This window comes from Luteibacter sp. E-22, assembly GCF_049913125.1.
Classification (GTDB): Bacteria; Pseudomonadota; Gammaproteobacteria; order Xanthomonadales; family Rhodanobacteraceae; genus Luteibacter.
In genome coordinates this window covers 822,011-839,910 of the sequence record NZ_CP183975.1, presented here as the reverse complement: position 1 = coordinate 839,910, position 17,900 = coordinate 822,011, and the positions used below count along the sequence as shown (strand labels likewise).

At 65.5% G+C, this 17,900-nt stretch carries 22 protein-coding genes; 7 read left to right on the top strand and 15 right to left on the bottom strand.

From position 1 onward, the window contains the following. Window positions 1-35 precede the first annotated feature (35 nt). Together ACN9M2_RS03640 and ACN9M2_RS03635 are read right to left on the bottom strand one after the other, a co-directional pair. Entirely contained in the window at window positions 36-794 is a 759-nt protein-coding gene (locus tag ACN9M2_RS03640) for a type III pantothenate kinase (RefSeq protein ID WP_426286811.1), read from the bottom strand. After that, a complete protein-coding gene (locus ACN9M2_RS03635) occupies window positions 791-1,771 on the bottom strand; it encodes a biotin--[acetyl-CoA-carboxylase] ligase (protein WP_426286810.1) in 981 nt (326 codons plus the stop codon). Before ACN9M2_RS03635 ends, ACN9M2_RS03640 begins: the two co-directional genes overlap by 4 nt. A 200-nt stretch (window positions 1,772-1,971) precedes the next feature. Here ACN9M2_RS03635 and ACN9M2_RS03630 point away from each other — a divergent pair, with 200 nt between their 5' ends. Both ACN9M2_RS03630 and ACN9M2_RS03625 read left to right on the top strand, forming a co-directional pair. Further along, the gene (locus ACN9M2_RS03630) at window positions 1,972-2,313 is read left to right on the top strand and encodes a hypothetical protein (protein ID WP_426286809.1); all 342 of its coding nucleotides are present in this window, start codon (window positions 1,972-1,974) and stop codon (window positions 2,311-2,313) included. Window positions 2,314-2,332: 19 nt separating this feature from the next. Further along, the gene (locus ACN9M2_RS03625) at window positions 2,333-3,097 is read left to right on the top strand and encodes a zinc-dependent peptidase (RefSeq protein ID WP_426286808.1); all 765 of its coding nucleotides are present in this window, start codon (window positions 2,333-2,335) and stop codon (window positions 3,095-3,097) included. A gap of 56 nt (window positions 3,098-3,153) precedes the next feature. On the opposite strand, the gene ACN9M2_RS03620 is transcribed toward ACN9M2_RS03625, so the two are convergent. The 8 genes from ACN9M2_RS03620 to ACN9M2_RS03585 all read right to left on the bottom strand — a co-directional run bounded on the left by ACN9M2_RS03620 (window position 3,154) and on the right by ACN9M2_RS03585 (window position 9,538). Further along, on the bottom strand, window positions 3,154-4,539 hold the full coding sequence (locus ACN9M2_RS03620) for an ATP-binding protein (RefSeq protein WP_371022798.1): 1,386 nt from the start codon (window positions 4,537-4,539) through the stop codon (window positions 3,154-3,156). Window positions 4,540-4,594: 55 nt separating this feature from the next. Further along, window positions 4,595-5,287, bottom strand: coding sequence for a response regulator transcription factor (locus ACN9M2_RS03615; RefSeq protein WP_072321955.1), 693 nt, complete (start codon window positions 5,285-5,287; stop codon window positions 4,595-4,597). Beyond that, window positions 5,287-5,574 carry a PepSY domain-containing protein gene (locus ACN9M2_RS03610; RefSeq protein ID WP_426286807.1) on the bottom strand — a complete coding sequence of 96 codons (288 nt, stop codon included), beginning with the start codon at window positions 5,572-5,574 and terminating at the stop codon, window positions 5,287-5,289. The genes ACN9M2_RS03615 and ACN9M2_RS03610 overlap by 1 nt, the downstream gene beginning before the upstream one ends. 131 nt (window positions 5,575-5,705) lie before the next feature. Next, on the bottom strand, window positions 5,706-6,212 hold the full coding sequence (locus tag ACN9M2_RS03605; protein ID WP_426286806.1) for a GNAT family N-acetyltransferase: 507 nt from the start codon (window positions 6,210-6,212) through the stop codon (window positions 5,706-5,708). Window positions 6,213-6,243: 31 nt separating this feature from the next. Continuing rightward, window positions 6,244-7,224 (bottom strand): tRNA dihydrouridine(20/20a) synthase DusA, encoded by a 981-nt coding sequence (dusA, locus tag ACN9M2_RS03600; RefSeq protein WP_426286805.1) that lies wholly within the window; start codon window positions 7,222-7,224, stop codon window positions 6,244-6,246. Window positions 7,225-7,308: 84 nt separating this feature from the next. Further along, the gene (locus ACN9M2_RS03595; RefSeq protein ID WP_426286804.1) at window positions 7,309-8,073 is read right to left on the bottom strand and encodes a hypothetical protein; all 765 of its coding nucleotides are present in this window, start codon (window positions 8,071-8,073) and stop codon (window positions 7,309-7,311) included. A 125-nt stretch (window positions 8,074-8,198) separates the two neighbouring features. Next, window positions 8,199-8,609, bottom strand: a complete 411-nt coding sequence (locus tag ACN9M2_RS03590; RefSeq protein ID WP_426286803.1) for a DUF1801 domain-containing protein — start codon at window positions 8,607-8,609, stop codon at window positions 8,199-8,201. A gap of 35 nt (window positions 8,610-8,644) precedes the next feature. Continuing rightward, entirely contained in the window at window positions 8,645-9,538 is an 894-nt protein-coding gene (locus ACN9M2_RS03585; protein WP_426286802.1) for a LysR substrate-binding domain-containing protein, read from the bottom strand. A gap of 124 nt (window positions 9,539-9,662) precedes the next feature. Here ACN9M2_RS03585 and ACN9M2_RS03580 point away from each other — a divergent pair, with 124 nt between their 5' ends. Beyond that, the gene (locus ACN9M2_RS03580) at window positions 9,663-10,400 is read left to right on the top strand and encodes an SDR family oxidoreductase (RefSeq protein ID WP_426286801.1); all 738 of its coding nucleotides are present in this window, start codon (window positions 9,663-9,665) and stop codon (window positions 10,398-10,400) included. Window positions 10,401-10,437: 37 nt separating this feature from the next. After that, window positions 10,438-11,340, top strand: coding sequence for an SDR family oxidoreductase (locus ACN9M2_RS03575; RefSeq protein ID WP_426286800.1), 903 nt, complete (start codon window positions 10,438-10,440; stop codon window positions 11,338-11,340). A gap of 16 nt (window positions 11,341-11,356) precedes the next feature. Here ACN9M2_RS03575 and ACN9M2_RS03570 read toward each other — a convergent pair whose 3' ends face one another. After that, the gene (locus tag ACN9M2_RS03570) at window positions 11,357-12,520 is read right to left on the bottom strand and encodes a threonine aldolase family protein (RefSeq protein ID WP_426286799.1); all 1,164 of its coding nucleotides are present in this window, start codon (window positions 12,518-12,520) and stop codon (window positions 11,357-11,359) included. A gap of 172 nt (window positions 12,521-12,692) precedes the next feature. Between ACN9M2_RS03570 and ACN9M2_RS03565 the strand changes: the two genes are divergently transcribed. Together ACN9M2_RS03565 and ACN9M2_RS03560 are read left to right on the top strand one after the other, a co-directional pair. Then, window positions 12,693-13,520 (top strand): plasmid replication/partition related protein, encoded by an 828-nt coding sequence (locus ACN9M2_RS03565; RefSeq protein ID WP_426286798.1) that lies wholly within the window; start codon window positions 12,693-12,695, stop codon window positions 13,518-13,520. Between the two features lie 99 nt (window positions 13,521-13,619). Further along, window positions 13,620-14,108, top strand: a complete 489-nt coding sequence (locus ACN9M2_RS03560) for a hypothetical protein (protein WP_426286797.1) — start codon at window positions 13,620-13,622, stop codon at window positions 14,106-14,108. 20 nt (window positions 14,109-14,128) lie between these two features. Here ACN9M2_RS03560 and ACN9M2_RS03555 read toward each other — a convergent pair whose 3' ends face one another. Genes ACN9M2_RS03555 through ACN9M2_RS03545 form a run of 3 tightly spaced genes read right to left on the bottom strand, consistent with a single transcriptional unit; the run spans window position 14,129 to window position 16,016 of the window. Beyond that, entirely contained in the window at window positions 14,129-14,464 is a 336-nt protein-coding gene (locus ACN9M2_RS03555) for a J domain-containing protein (RefSeq protein ID WP_426286796.1), read from the bottom strand. Beyond that, complete coding sequence (locus tag ACN9M2_RS03550; protein ID WP_426286795.1) at window positions 14,461-15,174, bottom strand: hypothetical protein; 714 nt, start codon at window positions 15,172-15,174, stop codon at window positions 14,461-14,463. Before ACN9M2_RS03550 ends, ACN9M2_RS03555 begins: the two co-directional genes overlap by 4 nt. An 8-nt stretch (window positions 15,175-15,182) precedes the next feature. Continuing rightward, entirely contained in the window at window positions 15,183-16,016 is an 834-nt protein-coding gene (locus ACN9M2_RS03545; protein ID WP_426286794.1) for a DUF2167 domain-containing protein, read from the bottom strand. A gap of 130 nt (window positions 16,017-16,146) precedes the next feature. Between ACN9M2_RS03545 and ACN9M2_RS03540 the strand changes: the two genes are divergently transcribed. Beyond that, window positions 16,147-17,058: a hypothetical protein gene (locus ACN9M2_RS03540; RefSeq protein WP_426286793.1), complete on the top strand. Its 912-nt coding sequence runs from the start codon at window positions 16,147-16,149 to the stop codon at window positions 17,056-17,058. On the opposite strand, the gene ACN9M2_RS03535 is transcribed toward ACN9M2_RS03540, so the two are convergent. Continuing rightward, window positions 17,038-17,877, bottom strand: a complete 840-nt coding sequence (locus ACN9M2_RS03535; protein ID WP_426286792.1) for a methyltransferase domain-containing protein — start codon at window positions 17,875-17,877, stop codon at window positions 17,038-17,040. The genes ACN9M2_RS03540 and ACN9M2_RS03535 overlap by 21 nt on opposite strands. Window positions 17,878-17,900 lie beyond the last annotated feature (23 nt).

The window sequence follows — 17,900 nt, the reverse complement described above, 5'->3', positions numbered from 1 at the left end:
CGCGTTCCCCTGTAAGAACCGGCGGCGTCGGGATTCTAGGCGATATTGTCGGCGCGGGCATGCGTCTTCGCCCACACGGCGAGTCCGCGCAACACCGCATCCGGTACCAGGACGACCTCGCGTTCCAGCAAGGGCGCCAGTACATCGGCATCGCCGCCACCCAACGTCACCGTCGGGCTTCCGCCAAGAAGGTTCGCCGATCGATCGACGAAGCGGTCGACCAGCGCCGCGCACGCCTGCCAGCAACCGGAAGCGAGGCCATCGGCGGTGTTATCGGCGAGGTCGCGCACGGCACCGGCATGGGCCGGCCGCACCTGGACCGTGGCGCCGAGCACCGACTGCTGCATCAACAGCGGACCCGGCGCGATCCATCCGCCCAGGTGCCGCCCTTCCCCGTCCAGCGCATCCAGCGTAAGCGCCGTGCCGACGCTGGCCAGCACGCAAGGCGCACGGCCAGCCGCGAGGGCGTCCACCATCGCCAGGAAGCGATCGACACCGAGACGATGCGGTTCGGCATAGGCATTCGTGACGCCGCACGCCTCGGCGGGCGTACGCACCCACGTGGGCGTGCGACCGAAGGCTTTGTCGGCCGCCACGGCCACCGCCGTCTCGCGCGCGGAATCGACCACGGATGCGCCGACGATGCGTTCGGGCGTCGGCCACGATGCCCAGAGCGCCGCCAGTTCGTGCGCGATATCGGCATCCCAACCGAACGCGCCGCGGTGCGTGAATTCATTGCCATCCAGCAAGGCGAACTTCAGGCGGGTATTGCCCAGGTCCAGCAGCAGGATCATGCGGCGCTCCGGCGCACCGAGACTTCGGCGCTGTCCACGCTGACGAGTTCTCCATCTGAGCGGCGTACACGCAAGGCGCCGCGTTCGTCGACGCCTTCGCCCACGGCGATGTATTCGCCGCGCGGGTCGATGATGCGCAAGGATTCGCCACGCAAGAGGTCGTTCGCCGCGTACTCGTCGGCGAATGCCGCGAAGCCATGACGTTCGAACGTGCGCAGTCCCTCGGTGAGTTCCGCTACGACCGCACCCGCGAATCGGTTGCGGCCGGGCGGATCGCCACCGGTCACCGAGGCGAGATCGGTGATCGGCTGGCCGGCGCGTTCGTGCAGGTCGTCCGGCAAGCGGATGTTGACGCCCACGCCGATCACCGCCGCGCATGGCCCCGAGTATTCGCCGGACAGTTCCACCAGGATGCCCGCCAGCTTGGCGTTGCCCGCCAGCACGTCGTTGGGCCATTTCAGACCGGGTGTGCGGATGCCGACCTCGCCGAGCGCGCGGATCAGCATCACGCCGACGGCGAGCGACAAGCCCGACAATGAGGCGAAGCCGCCATCGAATCGCTTGAGCACCGACAGGTACAGGTTCATGCCCGGCGGCGACAGCCACGGGCGCCCACGACGGCCGCGCCCCGCTGACTGGCTTTCGGCTATCACGAAGGCCAGATCGTCCAGCACGGGAATACGCCGGGCCAGTTCGCTGGACGTGGAATCGATCTCCCAGTGCACCTCGAGCATGCCGACCCCGGCCGAGATCGCGGGCGGCAAAGCCGCACGGATACGCTGGCCGTCCAGCAGTTCGGTCGGCCACGGCAGCCGGTAACCGCCGCCGACCTTGGCCTCCACGGGCACGCCCTTGAGACGCAAGGCCTCGATCTGTTTCCAGACGGCGGCGCGCGTCACCCCGGCCTTCTTGGCCAGGACGGCACCGGACACGGCATCGCCGCCGGCAAGGGCTTCGAGGAGATCGCGTGCGAGCATGGCTGCCGTCGGGCCGTCAGGAGGCCGTTGTCGAGGGTGGGGAAAGCCGGGACATCGGACGATTCTAGGGCAGTGGCGCCCTTTTCGCCCGCCTGGGGCCGGGGGCGGCACCCGGCGACCTTCAGCACTGGCAGCCTCGTCAATTTTCTGCGAGGATCGGTTGTCCCCCTTTTTGTCCCGAGGGGCCTCAGGGTTTACCGATGAACGCCAGACCGTACATCTTCGGATGTCTGTGCCTCGTCGGTGCCGCCGGCACCGCCGCCGCTTCCGACATCGACCCGACCAGTGGTCTGCTCTCCATGGGCAGCACTTCCTCGTCGTCGTTCGAAGGCAGCTCGCGATCGCCGCAGGGCGGCGGCCGCGATGGCGTCGGTAACGAGATCGGTTCGTCGCGCCCCGTGAACGCGCCACAGCGCAGCGCCAGCCCCGCTCCCGTGCCGTCGTCACCGGTCGATGCCGGCGATGGCGTGCACGATGACGGCATGCCCATGCGCTCTTCCTCGCCGAGCTGGCAGTCGCTGCTCCCCGGCTCGATGTTCTGATCCGTTCCGGCCGATCACCTTGGGCTTCATCCAAACGCTGATCGCGCGTTTCCGCGCGCCCGTCCCGCCGATCGACGATGCCGCGTGGCGGCAAGCCGTCCAGCGCGTGCCGCTCGCGAAGGCCCTCGATACTCCGCGCGCGCATTACCTGCGCCAACTGGCGGCGATCTTCCTGCACAACAAACGCTTCCACGCCATGGGCGATGCGCCCCTGGACGATTTCTGGCGCCTGGCGATCGCCACGCAGGCCAGCCTTCCCGCGCTTCCGCACGGCCCGAAGGCCTTCAAGGGCTGGACCAACGTCCTGGTCTATCCCGGCGAGTTCAACGTACGGCGCAGCCATCGTGACGCCCCTACCGGCGTGGTCACCGACAGCGACGACACCTTGATCGGCGAAGCATGGGAACGGGGACCGATGATCCTGTCGCTCGCCGACGTGGCGCTCGACCTGGAAGCGCCATGGGACGGTTTCAACGTGGTGATCCACGAGATGGCGCATAAGCTCGACATGCTCGCGGGTCCGGCCAACGGCGTGCCGCCGCTACCGTCGTCGATGAACCGGCGACAGTGGATCCAGACGATGCAGCGTGGCTACGACCGCCTGTCCAAGGCGGTGGAGCGAGGTCGACGGACGGCGATCGATCCCTACGCCGCCGAGGCGCCGGAAGAATACTTCGCCGTGACCAGCGAACTGCATTTCTCGCAACCGGCCCTGCTCCGCGAAGCCGAGCCCGACGTGGCGCGCTTGCTCGACGCCTTCTACGGCCCCTCCCCCTCCATCTGACCAACACCCCGTCGTCCTTGTGGGAGCCGCTTCAGCGGCGATACCGCCTCAAGGCATCAAGGCGGCGGAAGCTTCACGCTAAACCGAGCCCCACCAAGTTCCTCGGAGCGATCGACGTGCAGCTCGCCCTGATACGCCTTCACGATGTCCTGCACGATGGACAGGCCGATGCCATGGCCTTGCACCCGTTCGTCGCCACGCACGCCGCGCTGGAGAATTTTCTCGATCTTTTCATCGGGAATACCGGGGCCGTCATCTTCGACGACCAGTTCGAGGCCACTGCGGCCACGCACCTTGCCGACGGATCGCGCCGTGAGCAGCACGCGATGCGATGCCCACTTGAACGCGTTCTCGACAAGGTTGCCCATGAGTTCGAGCAGGTCGCCCTGCTCACCGGGGAAGCTCACGCCCTCTTCGAGTTCGAACTCGCAAAGCACGTTCTTCGCCGCATAGACCTTTTCGAGGCTCTGCACGAGATCTTCGGCATGCCCGGCGATCGGCTCCACCGAGGCGATGGTGCGTCGGCCCGACGTAGCCGCGCGGGAAAGCTGGTACGCCACGATCTCATCCATCTTTCGTACCTGGTCGAGGATGTCGCCGCGCAGGGTGTCGGCGTCGCCACCGCTCTCCAACTGCGAGCGCACCACCGCCAGCGGTGTCTTCAGGCTATGCGCGAGATCAGCCAGGGTGTCGCGGTAACGCGAGCGCTGCTCGCGTTCGCTGTCGATGAATGCGTTGAGGCGCCGGGTAAGCACCGTCAATTCCACGGGATACGGTCCATCGAGGTGATCCCGCGTACCGCGTTCGATGTGGGCGAGATCGCTGGACACACGGCGCAAGGGCAACAGGCTCCAGCGCAACAGGAAGAGCTGCAGCAGCATGAGCATCATGCCGAGCATCGCCAGCCACAGGAACTGCGTGCGCCGGTACGTCGCCACCTGGCGCTCGAACTGGTCTTCCGTCTGCGCCACCGCGAAGGTCAGCGGCACGCTGCGCTTGTCCGTACTGTCCAGCGATACACCGTAGCTGAAGACATAGAGCTTGCCGCTGCGTGTTTCCACCGGCTCGAAGGCGGTTTCGCCGGGCGAGAGCATGCGCACGAAATCGAAATCGCGCCCCAGCGCGGATGACGACTCCCAGCGGAAACCATCGTTGCCGACAATGATCGCGTAGAGCCCCGAACCGGGCCGGGAGAAATCCGGATTGGGCTGGCTGTCGGGCGTGGTGACCTTGCCGGCCCGGGTGATATCCGTGCCGGTGATGTACGCGATGGCGTAGTTGTGCAGCCGGTCGTGCATGGCCGACAGTTCGGAGGCGTAGTTGGCCTTGTTCTGGGCGAGACCGGTCAGGCCGAGGAAGGCGGCCAACGCGAAACCGGTCGCCAGTGCCGCGCGCGCGGCCAGCGAGAGGGGCCGGCGTTTGATCGGGGAAGCGTTGTCCATGCTTCGAGCTTACCTGCGGGCGGCGCGGCAACTCGCCCGCGCCACCCGCGGGCGATCAGTCTTCGTCCGCTTCGTTGCGGGGGATGGCGAAGCGGTAGCCCCGGCCACGGACGGTTTCGATCGGCTTCAGGGCGCTTTCCGGATCGAGCTTGCGACGCAGGCGGCCGATGAAGACTTCCAGCACGTTGGAATCGCGGTCGAAGTCCTGCTGGTAGATGTGCTCGGTGAGGTCGGCCTTGGAGACCAATTCACCCGCATGCAGCATCAGGTATTCCAGCACCTTGTACTCGTAGCTGGTCAGGTCGACCTGACGGCCTTCGACCGTCACCGTTTGCGCCGTGGTGTCGAGCTTGATCGGGCCGCAGGCCAGCACCGGCTTCGACCAGCCACTGGCACGGCGAACCAGCGCGTTGATGCGCGCCAGCAGTTCCTCGACGTGGAAGGGCTTCACGAGGTAGTCGTCGGCGCCGTACTTGAGACCCTCGACCTTGTCCTGCCAGCTGCCGCGGGCGGTAAGGATGAGGATCGGGTAGCGCTGGCCGTGCTCACGCAGGGCCTTCACCAGGTCCATGCCCGACAGCTTGGGCAGGCCCAGGTCGATGATGGCGAGATCGAACGGCACTTCGCGACCGAGGTACAGGCCCTCTTCGCCGTCCTGCGCCGCATCGACGGCGAAACCGTCGCGCTTGAGGCGCGCGGCGAGTGTCTCGCGCAGCGGGGCCTCGTCCTCTACCAGCAGGATTCGCATCAATGTTTCTCCTTGTTATCCCCGGCGTTCGCATCCAGGGGCTTGGCGGTTTCGGTACGGACGGGCACCACCTTGACGTGTCCGTCGAGGGTGAGCACCTTGACCCGGTATTCGGTAATCCTGCCGCGCTCCACCAGCCGCGTATCCGCCGACAGCACCTTTCCCCCGGTATCCTTCTGCACCTTGCTTACCGCCTGTTCCAGCGTCAACGACTGGTCGGCCTGGGCGACGACGGGCAAGGCAAGGCTGAGCGCGGCGAAAAGTAGCGGACGAAACGTGATTTTCATGTCTGGCGGAAGGCGACCGGGGTCTGGCTAGTCGACCGATCATGCCCAGCCCCGCCCAGCCCGAAGCTGAACGAAACCCGGGCAGCCCGGCGCCGGGGGCGCCATGACCTCCTCAGCCCGTCGGATACCGACTAGGGGACGCGCTCGAACATCGTCTGTGTCTTGCCCTTGTAGTCGGCCTGGTCGAAGGCCTGGTAGCCGAGGCGCTCGCCCAGTCGCACCGACGCCAGGTTCGCCGGATCGATGAGGCAGACGGTCCGGCCCACCCCGCGACGCTCGAAGAACCAGTCGTGGACGGCCCGCAGCGCTTCGGTGCCATAACCCTTGCCATGCGCCGACCGGGCCAGCGCCCAGGCGCCTTCCGGGAACGGATCGAATTGGTCCCCCAGGCCGCGGCGGAAATGCGCCAAACCCGCCTCGCCGACGAACCGGCCACCGTCCTTCTCGCGCAAGGTGAATAACCCGTAGCCGAAGGACGTCCAATGCCCCACGTTGCGGAGCAGCCGAATCCAGGTGTCTTCCCCGGGCGCGCTGCCGCCGATGAAGTGCATCACCTCCGGGTCCGTCCTCATCGCATGGCAGTCGTCGAAATCGGAGACGGCGCTCGGGGTAAGGATCAGACGCTCGGTGACGATCATGCGGTGCGGACCTCGGGAGGTGTCGGGAATATCAGGCGGCCTGCCGGAAGGCGGCCAACGCGGTTTCGATCAGACGCCAGTCGGCGCCGGGCAGATGGGCGCCTTCGGACAGCTGGCGGCGGAACCCGCGCGCGCCGGGCTCGCCCTGGTACAGCCCGAGAATGTGCCGGGTGATGTGTTTCAGCTGCGTGCCGCGAGCCAGTTCGGCGTCGATATAGATACGCATCCGTTCCAGGATGTCCGACCGCTCTGGCAGGGGCGTGCCATAGAGATCGGCTTCCAGCTTCGCCAGGACGAAGGGGTCGTGATAGGCGGCGCGGCCAAGCATCACGCCGTCGACGTGAGCCAGGTGCTCGCGCACGGCGTCCACCGTCGTGATGCCGCCGTTGATGACGATCGTCAGCTCCGGGAACTCGCGCTTCAACCGGTACACCCGCCCGTAGTCCAGCGGCGGGATCTCGCGATTTTCCTTGGGGCTGAGGCCATCGAGCCAGGCCTTGCGGGCATGGACCACGAGGATTCGCACGCCAGCCTCGATCATCGTCGCGGTGAAGCGTTGCAGGTCGGCGTATTCGTCCTGGTCGTCCACGCCGATGCGGCATTTGACCGTTACCGGCACGTCGACCACCTCGGCCATCGCACGGACGCATTCGCCGACGAGTTCTGGTTCGCGCATCAGGCAGGCGCCGAACTTGCCGGATTGCACCCGATCCGACGGACAACCCACGTTGAGGTTGATCTCATCATAGCCGGCCTGTGCACCCATCACGGCAGCCTTGGCCAGCTCCACGGGATCGCTACCGCCCAGCTGCAGGGCCACCGGATGCTCTTCGTGGCTGTGCTCGAGCAGCCGCAGCTGGTTGCCCCGCACCAGCGCGGCGCTGGTGACCATTTCGGTATAGAGGCGGGCGTGTGGGGAGAGCAGACGGTGGAAATACCGGCAGTGACGGTCCGTCCAGTCCATCATGGGGGCGACGGTCAGGCGGAAGGCTGAGGGGGCGGTGGGTTGCATCGGCATATTCTAGCGGACGATTCGCGTGGTCATACGCCAAGTGCACCAGTGGCCCTTACCGCCGAGCCTGACGCGATCCTGACATCAGTGACCGTGCATGTCCGCTGGCGTCCCATCGGACCACGTTCCCACTCCGACCAAAAACACCAGGATGGGCGGCAACCCCTTCGTCTGGTCCCGCTGGTTCGGAGCCATGAACCAGTAAGGGCTGGACATCACGGGTGAACCCTCCGCACCGGAACCCCAGTCCTTACCGTCCTCGACCAGGGTGTCGAACATGAGGTGAGGCATATTGTGCTCGCCTTCGTCGGTCAGATACGACGATTTCGACATCATGAAATCCATGGCGCCGTTTTCGAGTTCCGGTAGTTGTTTCTTTTCATACGCACTCTTGACGGCGGACAGCATCTCCGCCTTTGACCGGCCGGCCATCGCCAGCTTGGCGCGCAGTTGGAAGATCGGCGCGATCGCCCGCGCGGCCTGGGGATTCAGGCAATCGGCGGCCCTTATTTTCGGGTTCCAGAATTCCGGCCAGTCGAACGGGCCCGTCCAACTTCTGCCCACCACGCAGACAAAGCCGTTCTTGCCTTCGACCGCTGTTTCATAACCCTTGCGTCCCAAGACCAGGACCGTAGCGTCCTGGGAAATGGATTCAGGAGCCGCGCTTCGCGCCAGGGTGATTTCATCGTCCCGGTTCGCCATCAGGTATTGGTCGACCGGCGCCATCTTTGGATAAGGCGTCGCACCGCTGGCTTTCTGCGCGCCCTGCGCCATCGCTTGCTCTGATATACAGAGCGCCGCAAGTAACGCAAAGCTCATCACACCGATCGTCCGCTTAGCCTTGTGCATGGGATTCCTCCTGACGATGGGACTGTTTCAGCCAGCCCGTGAGAGGCGCCGATTGGCTGCCTTCACTCATCGTCGAACGACCGCACCGGATTTCGACAGGCCATCGAAAAAAAGTCCGCTGGACCCTACTTTGCCCGCTTCGCCGCCTTCCCTGACGCATTGAGAGCGACAGCGGCGCGAACGAGCGTCTTGAACGCATCCGCGTCGACCTCCTCGCCCTCGCCGATATCGATGGCACGCCGCACGTTGCCGTCCAGGCTCGAATTGAACAACTTCGAGGGATCGTTCAACGACGCGCCCTTGGCGAAGGTCAACTTCACCTTCGCCTTATACGTCTCACCGGTACAGATGATGCCGCCGCGCTCCCATACCGGCGTGCCCATCCATTTCCAGGTTTCGACGACCTCCGGATCGGCCTCATGGATGAGCTTGCGCATCCTTGCCAACGTTTCCCCGCGCCAGTCGCCGAGGCCCGCGATCCGTTCGTCGATCAGCCTGGAAGCCGACTCGTTTCCCGACACATCCTTAGCCTTCATATCCCCGCCTCCCCATCAATGGTTCGCATCTGAGTTTATCGCCCCACGGGACTGAACTGCTGGATCACCCAATCGATGAACACGCGCACGCGAGGGCTCAACTGGCGGGCTCTCGGATACAGGATGGACACCGGCCCCGGGGGCAACGCGTAAGGCGCAAGCACACGCTGCAAACGCCCTTCGGCAAGGTCCCGCTCGATGTGGAACAGCGGCATCTGTGCGAGGCCGAAGCCGAGCCGCACCGCTTCCAGGAAGCTCTCCGTTCCCGTGACGGATAACGGTACCGCCATGTCCACCTTGGTGACCTGGCCGGCCTCGACGAACTCGAAGGGTCTCAATGCGCCCGTGGTGATGGAGCGAAGGCACACGGCACGATGATTCACCAGGTCGTCCAGGCTCGTCGGCGCGCCGTACTTCTCCAGATAGCTGGTCGCGGCACACGTGATCCGTTCGAGCGACGTGACGGGCCTCGCGATCAGGTCGCTATCCGGCAAGGCGCCATAGCGCAGCACGCAATCGCAGCCCTCGCGGATGACGTCGACCCAGCGATCGCTTTCGCTCATGGCGATCTCGATCTGGGGGTACGCGGCGAAGAAGCGCGGAAGGCTGGGCATCAGGAAGTGGCGGGCCAGGGTGCCCTGCACCTCGATCCTCAACATGCCCTTGGCCACCGCTCCGCTGAAGGCACCTTCCGCGTCTTCGATGTCATCGAGGATCGCCAGGCAACGGCGGTAGTAGGCCTCGCCATCGAGGGTCGGGCGAACCGTCCGCGTGGTCCGCTGCAGCAGCTTCACGCCCAGCCGGTCTTCCAGTTGCTTGATGACCTGGGTGGCTGTCGAACGGGGAATTTCCAGGTCGTTGGCGGCCTGGGTGAAGCTCCGGCGGTCTACGACCCGGGTGAACAATCGCATGGCATCGAGACGATCCATTCGCCCTCATTGTTCGCATTTACAGAACGGTGTTGGCAAATCTAGCTGGATTATTTGCGAGCCTCAAGCGCGGATAGTTCGTCCCACGCCGCCCACCACGGGTAGCCCTTCTGGAGACGAAATCATGAACGAGACGAACAAGGTTGCCATCGTGACGGGTGCTTCGCGCGGCATCGGTGCCGCCATCGCCAGCCGGCTCGCCACCGACGGCTTCACCGTCGTCGTCAACTACGCCGGCAACGTGGCGGAGGCCGAGCGACTGGTGGCGGAGATCGAGGCCGCCGGCGGCCGGGCCATTCCCGCACAGGCCGATGTGAGCGACGGCACCGCCGTGGCCCGGATGTTCGATGCCGCCCAGGCGGCCTTCGGTGGCGTGGACGTCGTCGTCAACAACGCCGGCATCATGAAACTCGCGAGCATCGCCGATACCGAAGACGCGCTGTTCGACAGCCATGTCGCCATCAACCTCAAGGGCAGCTTCAACATGCTTCGCGAAGCGGCGAAGCGACTGCGCGAAGGCGGCCGCATCATCAACCTGTCTTCCAGCGTCGTCGGCCTCTACCAGCCCAACTACGCGGTCTACGCGGCCACCAAGGCTGGCGTGGAAGCCATGACCCACGTCCTCTCCAAGGAACTGCGCGGCCGCAACATCACGGTGAATGCCGTGGCTCCGGGTCCCACGGCCACCGCGCTCTTCCTCGATGGCAAGCCGCAGGCCCTCATCGACCAGCTGGCGAAGCTCTCGCCACTGGAACGCCTTGGCCAGCCGGAAGACATCGCCAGCGCGGTGGCGTTCCTCGCCGGCCCGGATGGCGCCTGGATCAACGGCCAGGTATTGCGCGCCAATGGCGGCGTCATCTGATCCCCTTCGAACGACATCCCATCCAGGACATTCCGTCATGAGCAAGAAAATCATCCTGATCACCGGCGCCTCCAGCGGCTTCGGCCGCATCACCGCCGAAGCGCTCGCCCGCGCCGGCCATACCGTCTACGCATCCATGCGCGACGTCGCCGGACGCAACGCCGGAAACGCGACCGAGATGGCACGATTGTCAGCCTCGGAGAACGTCGACTTACGCGCACTCGAACTCGACGTGCAATCGGAGGCCTCGGCCGAAGCCGCCATCAAGTCCATCATCGGAGAGAGCGGGCGCATCGATGTCCTTGTTCACAACGCGGGCCACATGATGTTCGGCCCTGCCGAAGCCTTCACGCCCGAACAGTTCGCCCAGCAGTACGACGTCAACGTGCTGGGAACGCAGCGGGTCAACCGCGCCGCGCTTCCGCATATGCGTGCCGCGAAACAAGGCCTCCTGGTATGGATTTCCAGCAGCAGTTCGGCTGGCGGCACGCCGCCTTACCTGTCGCCCTACTTCGCCGCGAAGGCCGCGATGGATGCGCTGGCGGTGCAATATGCGCGCGAACTCTCGCGCTGGGGCATCGAGACCTCGATCGTCGTGCCGGGTGCCTTCACCAAGGGAACGAACCACTTCGCCCATTCGGGACGTCCCGCCGACGAAGCCCGCCTTGCCGAGTACGAAGCAGGCCCCTACAAGGACTTCGGCGAGCAGGTCCAGAAAGCGTTCGCGGAGATCGTCCCGGACGATGCCGACGTTGGCGGTGTCGCCAAGGGCATCGTCGACATCGTGGACATGCCCTTCGGTACCCGCCCGTTCCGTTTCCACTACGATCCGACGCAAGACGGTGCGAACGTGGGCTTCGCGGTACTCGATCGACTCCGCGCGGAGATGCTGCACCGCGTGGGCCTGTCCGATCTGCTCAAGCCAGCCACACTGGCTTGAATCCGTCACCCGCGGGCTATGGCGAAAAGGCAGCCGCGATCGCCGCCACGGGTTTGCGCAGGATCGTTTCGTTGAACGCGAGTTGCAACCGGCCTTCATGGACGGAGCCGACGACGATATCCCGCTCCAACAGGCGTTCCCGCAATCCCGTGGCCATCCGTTCGTCGAGCTTGAGGAAGGCGATGTTGCTGCCGTTCGGTACGCGCTGTACCTCGACTCCAGGCATGGCACCGAGCAAGCCGAGCAACTTCTCCGCCTCGGCGTGCACGCGGATAAATCGCTGGTCGAACCCGACCAATGTCTTCGACGCGATCGCCGCGGCTATCCAGCCGTGGTAGATCGTGCCGCCGAACACGTGCCGCGCCAGGCGCGCTTTCGCGACGAAGGCCTTGTCGCCCGCCAGCACGGCGCCGAACGGCGCGCCCAGATACTTGTAGAGCGACACATAGACCGAATCGAATGGCGCGCAATAGCGCTGGAGGTCGAAGTCCTTGCTGCCATACATCAGTAACAAGCGGGCGCCATCCAGGTGCATGCCCGTGCCCTTGCTCCGCGCGAGCGCCCCGATCTTCGATACGGTTTCCTGCGAGACCGCCGCGCCATCCAGCCGCCGCACGGGGCTCTCGATCGATACCGCGCCGATCTCGACCGGGTAAGGCTTCTCGGCGCTTTGCGCGAAGGCCGCGGCCACGGCGTCGTAGAGGCCGTCCGACGCGCCACCGTCGACCGGTACGGGGTTGATCGCATTCATCACGGCGACCGCGTCCGCTTCGTCGCGATAGACGTGGCTTTCCTTCTGTAGCAGCACACGCGAACGGTCGCCGCTCAGGAGCCGGATGGCGATCTGGTTGGCCATGGTGCCGGTCGGCATGAAGGCCGCATCCTCCTTGCCCAGCAGCTTCGCGAACTGCGCCTCCAGGCTTCCCACGGCGCCTTCGGCGAGATACGAGTCGCCCACATCGCTGGTTTCCTTGAGTATCTCGGCCAATTGGGCGGGGTACTGCGCCGGTTTCCTTGGCACGTTGTCGCCGGCCAGGGAGACGATTTTTTCAACCGGGATGTCCTGCATCGAACGTGGCGTCTTGGCGGCGGCGTCTGCCGCGGGCCAGGCCAGGCCCAGGCCTGCCAGGGAAAGCGCGCCCAACGGCGCAGCCTGCATGAACTCGCGACGACTGACCATCCGACCCCTCCCATGAGCGATGCGCTATGTCGGCCAAGACTCGCATGTCCTTTCATGCCCGCCAACGGCCGTCCGTCATGGGTCCCGGCAGGGGGAAAGCCGGATTCCTGCACGGTTCCGTCCCAGGCACTAGAATGCCGCCCCCGCCGTCGCGTCCGCCCGTAGCCGCATCATGCATATCGTCATCAACGAAGACCTCAAGGCCTACATCGATCCGCTTACCCCGGACGAATACGAGGCGCTGGAGCGCAGCCTGCTCACTGAAGGCTGCCGCGACGCGCTGGTGCTATGGGGCGATACGCTGGTCGACGGGCACAACCGGTACGGCATCTGCCGCAAGCACGACATTCCGTTCAACACCGTGCAGAACGAGCGTTTCCAGTCCCTGGACGACGTGCACCTCTGGATGATCGAGCAGCACCTGGGACGGCGCAGCGTCTCGGATTTCCAGCGAGGGGTGCTGGCCCTGCGAAAGCGCGAGATCCTCGCCGAGCGGCGCGCCCGCATGGCCGCGGCCGAGGGTGCCGACGCACCGTCCGACCTGCCCTTCGATGCCGCCGGCGCACAGCCGGCGCAGGGGAAACCGGCCAAGGCCTCTCCTGCCGAGACTCGCAAGGACATCGCCCGTGAAGCCCGGATCAGCAGCAACCAGGTCGGGATGATCGAGAAGATCCGCAAGGAGGCCGCCCCGGAGGTGGTCGCGGCAGTGAAATCCGGCACTTTGTCGATCAGCGCGGCGGCGGCCGTGGCCAGCCTGCCCGAGGAAGAACAGCGCGCCGCGGCCACGGCCGGCGACGTGGAACTGAAGGAAGCGGCCAAGCGCGTCCGGGAGTCGAAGCGCAAGCCGCGTGAAAAGCCGACCGACGAGGTGAAGGCCTTGCGCGAGCAGGTCGCCGAACTCGAAGCCGAGAATCGCAACCTTCGCCGCGAGATCGACAGCCTGCGCGCCCGCCTCGGCGAAAGCGTGCCCGAGGACGCCGACGAGGCGCTGGCGGAGTAAGGTGGCGAAAGGCCGGGAACTCCGGTGGCACGCCGGTGTTCCAAGGCCGGTACACCGGACGCGCCCTCAAGCGTTCCATGGCCTAACCCGGAGCGTCCCATGAAACCGATCCTCGCCCTCGCCGCCCTTTCCCTCCTCGCCACGGCCGCCGTGGCGCAGGAAAAACCGCTCAATCTCAGATTGCCGGCGGATTATGTACCCGCCACCTCCAGCACCACCGCGGCCCCGCCCACCGCGCAAGGCGTGGCCGGACCAACGGTGACGAAGAGCGGCGAAAGCGTCGCCGTGACCCCTTCCCGTCCGAAGGACCCGCCCGGCACCTACTACGGCGACACCAGCGGCCGCATGACCGGCGCCGAAGTGGAAGACGACGGCCCCCGCTGCGACGACGCCACCTATAACAAACCCCAGGTACACGGCAGCGTCAGCACGGGCGTGGTCAGCGCCAGCCACGGCGGCAGCGGCAATTACCAGGCGGGCACGGTGAGCCTCAGCCAGGCCTTCGGCAGCTGCGAGCATCCCACCGGAGGGGTCAGTATTTCCGTGGGCGGCGGCACCGGACACTTCGGCGGCGGCCGCATTCGCTGATTCCTTTCCTGCCGGCCCGCTCAGGCGGGCCGGACGGCGCAGGCCTCCGCGTAGGCCGCGTTGATCTCCTTCGCTCGGCGCTCGGCCAGCGCGCGGATATCCTCTCCCATGTTGGCCACCTTGTCCGGGTGGTACTGGCTCATGCGCGTGCGGTAGGCGGCCACGATCTCTTCATGCGTCGCCTCCGGAAGCACTCCCAGCACCTCGTGCCATGGCAGCGGCCGCTCGAAGAGGGGCGTGGTGTCCAGGGGGCGATCGTCCGGGGCAGGCTCGTCGCGCTTGCCCAGCAATGCGGACGTGTACTTGTAGCCGATCGCCAGGCAGGCGGCGACGACGACGAATTCGAGCGTGGTCATGCCAGGGCACCTTCGATCTGTAGGAGGTAGGTCTGCAATTGTGCGTGCCGTTCGCTGCCGAGGTCCTCGAGATCCATCTGCCGATGCAACCTCGCGTGGATCGCCGCCGTCAGGCGTGCACGCTCGCCGCTGTCGAGCAAGGCATGGGCCGCCCCCACCAGGTCGAAGCGCTCCGCGGCATGCAGCCCCTGTTTGCGCACGATGTTCAGCGCATAGGGTGCGCAGAGCAAGGCATCGGAGGCCAACGAAGCGAATGCCCTGCCGCCGAGTCCCGTGAGCTTGCGCATCCGCCAGGTTCGCAGCACCGCCAGGACGATGGCGACATACAACGCGACCATCCAACCCAGGAGCACCCATACCGACATGAACAAGACGGCGGGCATCACGGCGAACAGCAAGGCCACGAGCATGGCCGGAAACACCGTGGCACGCACACCGACTCGCCAGGCATGCAAACCATGCGGCGAGGCGATGTCGAGCGGGGCGAGGCGGGACGACCAGCGCAGGCGCAACATGGGCCGGCCGGGCGCGAGTAATGGAGGTATGTAGACATGCCGCCCCGCCATTTCGAAGTCCGAACCGACGGAGAACGACCAGCTGCCATCCCTCCGTTCGAAGAACACCACCTCATTGTGATAGATGAGCAGCACGGCATCGTAGACATACATGCCTACGACGCCTGCCAGCAGCCACCACGCATGCGGCAACATACCGGCGTTTACGACTTGCGCCCGAACATGCGCTTGATCGCGCCGCCGACCGCGGCCAGACCGATGAGGATGAACTTCCAGGCCGCAGCGAAGAACGTGGCTATCACGGCGAAGAATCCCTTCTTGGCCGCCACCGCGGCCACGCCTCCGGTGATCAGTGCGGCGAGACCGTACTCCGCCACGCGATCGCCCGCGTGGAAATCGGTATAGGCCTGGCCCGGCGTGAACGCGAAACCATCCAGCGTACCCTTGAAATCCGCGACCGATGCGTTGAGCGATTCCGGATCGGACACCAGCACCACGTTCATGACGCCACTGCGCCCGAGGATGCGCGCGTTGTAGTTCACCACTTCCGTTTGCGACTTGTCGTTGCGCGCCAGGAACGACCAGGCCAACGACTTGAACTGCGTGTCGTACTGCGGCGGGTTCTTCCAGCCAACGAGGGTCAGCGTGTCCCACCCGCGCGAACGACGTTCCTTGTTGCTCTCCTCGGTACCTTCCTTGACGGACTTAAGGATATCGTCGGGGTCGAGCTTCTCATCGTCCTTGACGTAGCCGATATCGTCATAATCGAAGAAGGCGGTCCAACGCATGTCGGTCGGCGCGAGCGTGTACGTGTCGGTCTCGTCCGGCGGGTTCTCCATCAGCACGTTGAGCCGCTTCGTGCCTTCCGGATCGAGGAAAGCATAGCCATCCGGCACCTCGATCGTGGCTTGCGGACCCACCTGCACCTTGGCCGGTCCGAACTGCCATGGCAGATCCGAAAGCGCCGACGCATGCGACATGGATATGAACAGCGACAAGGCGACGAAGGTCGCCCACTTCCTTGCCAAACCCTTCATGGTTTTCCCCTGGTAGGTCGCAACCCCCTGCCGCGACCGGGCGAGTTTGGGACCGGGGAAAAACATCGTCAAGGCAAGGCCCCCATGACAGGGTGGTAGGATCGGCGGGCACGCCGAACGAGGACACGCCATGCCCCAATCCTCAGCCCTGTCCCAGCGTGGCCAGTTCCGTGCCATGTACATGGGCCTCAAGAACCAGCATGCGCTCGAACACACCCCCGTGATCCTCTGCGAGGGCGATTCCTGGTTTTCCACGCCACTGGCGATGAACCTGCTCGACTGGATCGTGTCTCCCGCCCCGGAAGACGAGGCGCGGGGCGTGCCGCAGTTCGGCAAGGGCGGTCTGTTCTTCCGGGTGGAACGCAGCGGCGACCAGGCGGCTCCGCAAACCGATCATCCGAAACGCTCGATGTTCACCAGGGACAACGTCGACGATCTCATCGGCTGGTTCACCCGCTACCGGTTCGATGCCGTGCTGCTGAGCGCCGGGGGCAACGACTTCGTCGACACATGGCTGCACGATGCCCTGGCCGGGCGGCGTGGCCTGAGCGCCAGCCAGGCGTTCGACGTCATCGTCGCCACCGGCCGCTACGAGCAGGTACGCGAGGCTTACGCGTTCTTCGTCGAGGCATTCCATCAAGCACGGCCCGATGTGCCGATCATCGCGCACACATACGACTATCCGCGGCGCATCGGCGGCGCGGCCGAACTCGGCTTGCGCAACCTCGGTGCCGCCGCCTTGCTGAAGAAATCGGTCGGCCCGTGGATCGGGCCGAACATCGAGACCGTGATCGATGGCGGCATCGATGCATGGCGCGAGTTCACCCGTCACCTGATCGATGGTTTCGTCGAGCGCGTACTCGAGCCGGTCAAGCGCAACCCCACTTTCGGCGGCATGTTCGACTATGTGGACCTGCGCGGGCAATTGACCGACGACGCACAGTGGAACGACGAGATGCATCCCACCGAGGCGGGATTTCACCAACTCGCGGGCGTCTTCCGCGCAAAGCTGATAAGCCGGTTACCGCTCGCCAAGCGTTGAACGGAATACCACGATACGTTCCGCCGCCTGGGGATCGGGGTCCTCGCTGCGGAGCCATGGCATCCGCGCGAAGGTACGCGAGCAGGGGCCGAGCGTGACCACGCGGATCGGTCGCCGCCGGGCTTCGCGCTCGATGTTCTCCACGACATCGCGCAGCACGCTGCCGATAAAGGGCGTGAACAGGTAGAAGACGTTCGCCTCCGACAGCTCGGCATCGCGCGCGTCGCCGACGCGCATATGCACGTCGGCCAGCCCAAGCCGGGCTGCCGCCTCGGCCGCCCGCTCGACGTAGGCGGGCTCGCGCTCCACCCCGAGCGTGCGCGCTCCCGTGAGGATCGCCACCAGGATCGGCACATGCCCCATGCCCGCTCCGAGATCCAGCACGACGTCGCCGGCCGTGATGCCGGCACGCGCCACGCCATCGATGATGTGCCTTGCCGGGCTCGGTTGATAGAAAACCATCTCCGCCGGCAGGATGTGTGGCACCGCGGGTTCTTCCAGCGAAAGCACGCCCGCGACGACATGGTCCAGCACATCGTAGTGCTGCCCCGTCGGAAAGCCGACATCGAGCCATGCCGTCAACGCGGCGCGCCCTTCGCCGCGACGGATGGCATCCCGGATCGAAGAGAAACCTTCGGTGTCGAGCCTTTCCATGGCATCGATGAGCCGCACCGCACGCTCCCGCCACGAGGGATCGTTCGCGCCGATAAGGAGCAGGTCGAGGCGATCGGCGGCTTCGGCGCGCCACAGGAAAGCGGCGGGATCACGCCACGCCTGTTCCTGTTCGAGCAGCACGACGGTAGAGGCTAGCGATTCCATGGAACGGTGTGTCTCCTCACAGT

What these genes read in the sequence shown, in the direction of transcription:
- ACN9M2_RS03640 (WP_426286811.1), bottom strand. Translation starts at nt 794, where the DNA reads ATGATCCTGCTGCTGGACCTGGGCAATACCCGCCTGAAGTTCGCCTTG.
- ACN9M2_RS03635 (WP_426286810.1), bottom strand. Translation starts at nt 1,771, where the DNA reads ATGCTCGCACGCGATCTCCTCGAAGCCCTTGCCGGCGGCGATGCCGTG.
- ACN9M2_RS03630 (WP_426286809.1), top strand. Translation starts at nt 1,972, where the DNA reads ATGAACGCCAGACCGTACATCTTCGGATGTCTGTGCCTCGTCGGTGCC.
- ACN9M2_RS03620 (WP_371022798.1), bottom strand. Translation starts at nt 4,539, where the DNA reads ATGGACAACGCTTCCCCGATCAAACGCCGGCCCCTCTCGCTGGCCGCG.
- ACN9M2_RS03615 (WP_072321955.1), bottom strand. Translation starts at nt 5,287, where the DNA reads ATGCGAATCCTGCTGGTAGAGGACGAGGCCCCGCTGCGCGAGACACTC.
- ACN9M2_RS03610 (WP_426286807.1), bottom strand. Translation starts at nt 5,574, where the DNA reads ATGAAAATCACGTTTCGTCCGCTACTTTTCGCCGCGCTCAGCCTTGCC.
- ACN9M2_RS03605 (WP_426286806.1), bottom strand. Translation starts at nt 6,212, where the DNA reads ATGATCGTCACCGAGCGTCTGATCCTTACCCCGAGCGCCGTCTCCGAT.
- dusA (WP_426286805.1), bottom strand. Translation starts at nt 7,224, where the DNA reads ATGCAACCCACCGCCCCCTCAGCCTTCCGCCTGACCGTCGCCCCCATG.
- ACN9M2_RS03595 (WP_426286804.1), bottom strand. Translation starts at nt 8,073, where the DNA reads ATGCACAAGGCTAAGCGGACGATCGGTGTGATGAGCTTTGCGTTACTT.
- ACN9M2_RS03590 (WP_426286803.1), bottom strand. Translation starts at nt 8,609, where the DNA reads ATGAAGGCTAAGGATGTGTCGGGAAACGAGTCGGCTTCCAGGCTGATC.
- ACN9M2_RS03585 (WP_426286802.1), bottom strand. Translation starts at nt 9,538, where the DNA reads ATGGATCGTCTCGATGCCATGCGATTGTTCACCCGGGTCGTAGACCGC.
- ACN9M2_RS03580 (WP_426286801.1), top strand. Translation starts at nt 9,663, where the DNA reads ATGAACGAGACGAACAAGGTTGCCATCGTGACGGGTGCTTCGCGCGGC.
- ACN9M2_RS03575 (WP_426286800.1), top strand. Translation starts at nt 10,438, where the DNA reads ATGAGCAAGAAAATCATCCTGATCACCGGCGCCTCCAGCGGCTTCGGC.
- ACN9M2_RS03570 (WP_426286799.1), bottom strand. Translation starts at nt 12,520, where the DNA reads ATGGTCAGTCGTCGCGAGTTCATGCAGGCTGCGCCGTTGGGCGCGCTT.
- ACN9M2_RS03565 (WP_426286798.1), top strand. Translation starts at nt 12,693, where the DNA reads ATGCATATCGTCATCAACGAAGACCTCAAGGCCTACATCGATCCGCTT.
- ACN9M2_RS03560 (WP_426286797.1), top strand. Translation starts at nt 13,620, where the DNA reads ATGAAACCGATCCTCGCCCTCGCCGCCCTTTCCCTCCTCGCCACGGCC.
- ACN9M2_RS03555 (WP_426286796.1), bottom strand. Translation starts at nt 14,464, where the DNA reads ATGACCACGCTCGAATTCGTCGTCGTCGCCGCCTGCCTGGCGATCGGC.
- ACN9M2_RS03550 (WP_426286795.1), bottom strand. Translation starts at nt 15,174, where the DNA reads ATGTTGCCGCATGCGTGGTGGCTGCTGGCAGGCGTCGTAGGCATGTAT.
- ACN9M2_RS03545 (WP_426286794.1), bottom strand. Translation starts at nt 16,016, where the DNA reads ATGAAGGGTTTGGCAAGGAAGTGGGCGACCTTCGTCGCCTTGTCGCTG.
- ACN9M2_RS03540 (WP_426286793.1), top strand. Translation starts at nt 16,147, where the DNA reads ATGCCCCAATCCTCAGCCCTGTCCCAGCGTGGCCAGTTCCGTGCCATG.
- ACN9M2_RS03535 (WP_426286792.1), bottom strand. Translation starts at nt 17,877, where the DNA reads ATGGAATCGCTAGCCTCTACCGTCGTGCTGCTCGAACAGGAACAGGCG.